Source organism: Aeromicrobium sp. (assembly GCF_049587115.1).
Taxonomy (GTDB): Bacteria; Actinomycetota; Actinomycetes; order Propionibacteriales; family Nocardioidaceae; genus Aeromicrobium.
The window spans coordinates 1-4,690 of record NZ_JBAVDI010000012.1 but is presented as its reverse complement, the minus strand read 5'-3'; the positions used below and the strand labels follow the sequence as shown (position 1 = coordinate 4,690).

Here is a 4,690-nt window from a genome sequence, read left to right as displayed (position 1 = left end):
AGCACGGTGAGGGCGAAGATTGCGACGACCAGCCCGGCGATCGGGATGACGAGCAGGGCTCCGACCGTTCCGATGGTCAGCGCGAGGGCGGCCGCGGCCCACACTCGCAGGCGCATCGGCGGTGTGGTCCCGACCCAGCTCGGCTGCCCCGGAAAGTGCGCCGCCAGGGGCGGCCGGGCCCCGGCGCTCCTGCGGGCGACGATGCCGGTCGCCAGGCCGGCCAGAAGCACCAGCAGCGCAAGGACGATCACGGCTCGACTCTAGTGGGGCGTGGGACGGGTGCTGTGGAGGTGTCGAGCAGTGCCGGGCTGCCGGCATGCCGGGCCTGGACGATCGCTCCGGCTGCCAACGACAAGATGCCGGCACTTCCGGGTCTGTTCCTCACAGGGAACAGTCCAGAAGCACCGACATCTCGGGGCGCTGCGGGTGACGGTCGATCAGGCGTCGAGGCGAGCCTTCAGGCCGTCGAGCTCGGTCCAGAGCACGGTCTGCAGCTTGTCGCCGAACTTCTCGAACCACTCGTTGATCTGCGGGATCTCGGACTTCCACTCGTCGGTGTCGACTCGCAGGGCCGCAGCCAGCTGATCCTCGCTGATGTTCAAGCCGTCGGTGTCGATGGCGCCCGGCGAGGGAACCAGCCCGATCGGCGTCTCGTTGGCCTCGACATTGCCCTCGACGCGGTCGAGAACGTACTTGAGGATGCGGCTGTTCTCAGCGAAACCGGGCCACAGGAATCCGCCGTCCTCGTCACGACGGAACCAGTTGACGTAGAAGATCTTGGGGAACTTCGACTCGTCATTGTTCTTGGCCATGTTGATCCAGTGGCTGAAGTAGTCACCGGCGTCGTAGCCGATGAACGGCAGCATCGCCATCGGGTCGCGACGCACGACGCCGACCTCGCCGGTGGCGGCAGCGGTCGTCTCCGAAGAGAGCGTCGCGCCCATGAAGGTGCCGTGGTTCCAGTCGCGGGCCTCGGTCACCAGCGGGATGGTGGTCTTGCGGCGGCCGACGAACAGGATCGCGTCGAGCGGAACTCCGTTGGGATCGTCGTACTCGGGCGCGATGACCGGGCACTGCTTGATCGGGGTGCAGAAGCGGCTGTTCGGGTGGCTGGAGACGACACCGCTGTCCGGCGTCCAGTCGTTGCCCTTCCAGTCGGTCAGGTGAGCCGGCTCGTCCTCCGTCATGCCCTCCCACCACACGTCGCCGTCGTCGGTCAGCGCAACGTTGGTGAAGACCGAGTTGCCCTTCGCGATGGTGCGCATGGCGTTGGCGTTGGTCGCCCAGCCGGTGCCCGGCGCGACGCCGAACAGGCCGAACTCCGGGTTGACGGCGTAGAGACGGCCATCAGCACCGACCCTGATCCAGGCGATGTCGTCGCCGATCGTCTCGGCCTTCCAGCCAGGGATCGTCGGGTCGACCATCGCGAGGTTGGTCTTGCCGCATGCGCTCGGGAACGCCGCGGCGACGTACTTCACGACGCCCTCGGGGTTGGTGAGCTTGAGGATCAGCATGTGCTCGGCCATCCAGCCCTCGTCGCGGCCCATGACCGAGGCGATGCGCAGTGAATAGCACTTCTTGCCCAGCAGGGCGTTGCCGCCGTAGCCGGAGCCGAACGACCAGATCATCCGCTCCTCGGGGAACTGCACGATGTACTTGGTGTCGCTGCAGGGCCACGGGACGTCATCCTGACCGGCCTCGAGCGGCGCGCCGATCGAGTGCAGGGCTGGGACGTAGTCGGCCGTGTCCGCCTCGATCTTGTCGAGGATCGTCCGACCGACGCGGGCCATCACGGTCATCGAGCTGACGACGTAGGGCGAGTCGGTGATCTCGACGCCGAACATCGGGCTGTCGGACTCCAGCGGTCCCATGACGAACGGGATGACATACATCGTGCGACCGCGCATGCAGCCGTCGTAGAGGTCCGTCATGAGGGCCTTCATGTCGGCCGGTTCCATCCAGTTGTTCGTCGGGCCGCAGTCGGCCTCGTCGACACTGCAGATGTAGGTGCGGTCCTCGACACGAGCAACGTCGGTCGGATCGGATGCGCACCAGAAGGAGTTGGGCTTCTTGCTCTCGTCGAGCCGCACGAAGGTGCCGCTGGCGACAAGCGAATCGGTGATGCGGACCCACTCATCGGGGGTTCCCTCGCACCAGTAGATGTCATCGGGCTTCGTCAGGTCGGCTACTTCGTCGACCCAGGCCTGGAGCTTGGCGTGGGAGGTGCGGTAGGTGGTGCTGATGGTGTCTGCAGACATAGGTAAGCGTTTTCCTTCTCGCGCATCGCGAATCAAGCGCATTGACTCGCACTCCCGGGCGTGGTCGCCGCGGGCAGCTGATGTGTGATGAATCGGCACCGACGGGCGATGGCGATTTCGCCGACTTTACGCGGATCGGACGGTGATGGGCAGACCACAGCGGGTGAACATGGTCACACGTGCGTCCACGAAAGAGGGCTGCCGCTGGCGTCAAGGCAGGGTGCGTCGAGCGCGGGGCGGTGAATCCACCGGCGAGATCTGGCGTGAGCTGCGAGGCGTCAACGCGCGCGACGTGGCCGGATTTTCGCTGGACACATGGTCACGGTAGGATCGACGAGGCCCTCCGGGGCGTGCGCCCGTAGCTCAACGGATAGAGCATCTGACTACGGATCAGAAGGTTAGGGGTTCGAATCCCTTCGGGCGCGCAAAATGATCCAGTCAAGGACTGGGACGATCAGCGGAAGCCCCCGACGGTGCAGCAACGTCGGGGGCTTTCGGGTTGGCTGAGCGACTATGAGGCAACGCGACTGCGCCGGTCTCGATCACCAGCCCGGTGGCCGAGCCCCGGCAGCTGGGCTGTGACGTTCGATGGCCGGCCCGACGTTGGTCAGGAATCTGGCGAAGGCCTGCTGAGCCCGCGGTTCGTGTGCGTGCTCGGGAAGAGCGCGCAGGATGTTGAGCCGACTGGCCGCGATCCACGAGACGATGTCGGGCTCTTTCAGCCAGATCTGCTCGGCAGCCCACGTGCGACTCATCAGCGGTCCCCATTCTTTGATGTGGCTGGGAACAGGGGTGGGCGGACAAAGCTGGTTCTTCTCGTCGTGGTGCTCACGATGCGCCTCGACGAAGGCGATGAGTGCCGCATTGAAGGTGGGAGACGATTGCCGCACCTGCTGGAGCACGATCTGGCCGTGGCCGAAGACGGGAACAGGTACCGCGCCGCTGAGACCTCTGGCTGAACAATCCACGTGAAGCACGTCGGCGCTGGTCGGCAGCTCGCCGTCGTCAAACACGATCCGATCCGACTCGATGGCCCGCACTCGTCCGAGTCGGACGACATCGAGGATCTCTCGAAGGTCGTTGAGCTCGTGCCTGCTGAGCATCGTCGCCCGGAACATGGTGGGCGACACGCTCGGGTCGAGCCGCATGACTCGGCCGCGGTCTTCGAGCCGCTCAAAGCAGTCGATGAGATCAGTGGCCTGCGCAGCCGCCTCGGCGTCGTACGAAATGCCCTCCATCAGCGCAGCCACCTGGTCGAGCGGCTGCAAGGACGCACGATCGATGAACCACGCGTCACGTGGGCGGATCCATCGGATCTGCTCGGGGGAGACGGCTTGGTCGAGCAGCCACAGGCAGGCATCGGCACTCGTCTTTCCGGCCCCGATGATGGTGAAGTGTTGGTACGAGTCTGCGACGTCTGGCAGATCGTTGACCGGGATGAAGTTCGCCTCGGGTGCCCTCGTGAAGGCAGGCTGGTGGGTCGCAGGGATAGTTCCCTCCAAATATCTTGCGTCCACCACGCTGCGACGCACGCGAACCGTGTCAAGGTCACCGCTACGGAGGTCGCGGACCTGGTGCTCGTCGCCGTCACCACCGAGATGGTCGTGCTCCGCCAGAAATTTGACCCGCCCGGTCGACGTGAGTCTCTCGCAGACGGTCTCGAAGTAGGCGCAGATCTCGGCTGCGCCGGCCTGCTCGTAGAACCCGGCGTTTCGGCCGGTCTCGGTCAGCTGGTCCTTGCCCAGCGACAAAGAGTTGACGCCGTAGTACGCCGAGGCTGCGTGGAGCCGGATGAACGGGTAGGCGTCCTGCCAGTGTCCGCCGGGGTGATTGCGCCGGTCCACCAGCACGACATCAACGTCGGTTTCTGCCAGGAGCGAATCGGCGAAGGCCAGTCCGCTGGCTCCCGCGCCCACGATCAGGTAATCGGTGTCGATGTACATAGCACTCCTGCAACGGCGGGTCATTCACGTTACACGCGACGAGCGCGCCAAGAGGTGCATTCAAAAAGGACAGCCGGCCCGTCAGGACCGTGTCCCGGGTGACCTTCGGTAGCCCGAATCAGCAGAACGACCTCGAGCCGACAATCGGTGGGTGGCCCGACCATCACGGGGCGCCCGTCGGCCTCGTACAGCGTCAGGCCTTCCATTAGGCGCAACCATGCGGAGCGACGTCGCCGCATGGGTCACCTGGCAGTAGTCTGGCTGCAGGTGCGCCGGGAAGTCTGGTCGGCAATCTTGTCGTCGACCCCGAGAGCGCCATCGTGAGCAACAATTCTCAGCGATCACCACTTCTGCCCCGCGGGTCCTGGGCGGAGACCAAGCGCATTGCCGAGATTCTGCGGCGCGAGACCGTCGGCGGCGTCCTGCTGCTGATCGCCTCCGTCATCGCGGTCGTCTGGGCGAATTCGGCGTGGCGGGACGACTACGACT

Annotated in this window: 4 protein-coding genes and 1 tRNA gene; 2 read left to right on the top strand and 3 right to left on the bottom strand. The window is 65.3% G+C overall.

Features of this window, described 5'->3' with window-relative positions; genetic code table 11:
• Together WB461_RS01165 and WB461_RS01160 are read right to left on the bottom strand one after the other, a co-directional pair.
• Positions 1-251 (bottom strand): hypothetical protein (locus WB461_RS01165; protein WP_423850891.1); only part of this gene is annotated, 251 nt, incomplete at its 3' end.
• Positions 252-437: 186 nt separating this feature from the next.
• Positions 438-2,258, bottom strand: a complete 1,821-nt coding sequence (locus tag WB461_RS01160; RefSeq protein WP_423850890.1) for a phosphoenolpyruvate carboxykinase (GTP) — start codon at positions 2,256-2,258, stop codon at positions 438-440.
• Positions 2,259-2,610: 352 nt separating this feature from the next.
• Between WB461_RS01160 and WB461_RS01155 the strand changes: the two genes are divergently transcribed.
• Positions 2,611-2,683: transfer RNA gene (locus WB461_RS01155), tRNA-Arg, on the top strand.
• A 117-nt stretch (positions 2,684-2,800) separates the two neighbouring features.
• On the opposite strand, the gene WB461_RS01150 is transcribed toward WB461_RS01155, so the two are convergent.
• Positions 2,801-4,201 (bottom strand): NAD(P)-binding protein, encoded by a 1,401-nt coding sequence (locus tag WB461_RS01150; RefSeq protein ID WP_423850889.1) that lies wholly within the window; start codon positions 4,199-4,201, stop codon positions 2,801-2,803.
• Positions 4,202-4,521: 320 nt separating this feature from the next.
• On the opposite strand from WB461_RS01150, the gene WB461_RS01145 reads away from it, so the two are divergent.
• Positions 4,522-4,690: Na+/H+ antiporter NhaA (locus WB461_RS01145; protein ID WP_423850892.1), on the top strand; the 169-nt coding region annotated here is incomplete at its 3' end.

Excerpts from the sequence above, each read along its gene's own strand:
- WB461_RS01160 (WP_423850890.1), bottom strand. The coding sequence starts at position 2,258 with ATGTCTGCAGACACCATCAGCACCACCTACCGCACCTCCCACGCCAAG.
- WB461_RS01150 (WP_423850889.1), bottom strand. The coding sequence starts at position 4,201 with ATGTACATCGACACCGATTACCTGATCGTGGGCGCGGGAGCCAGCGGA.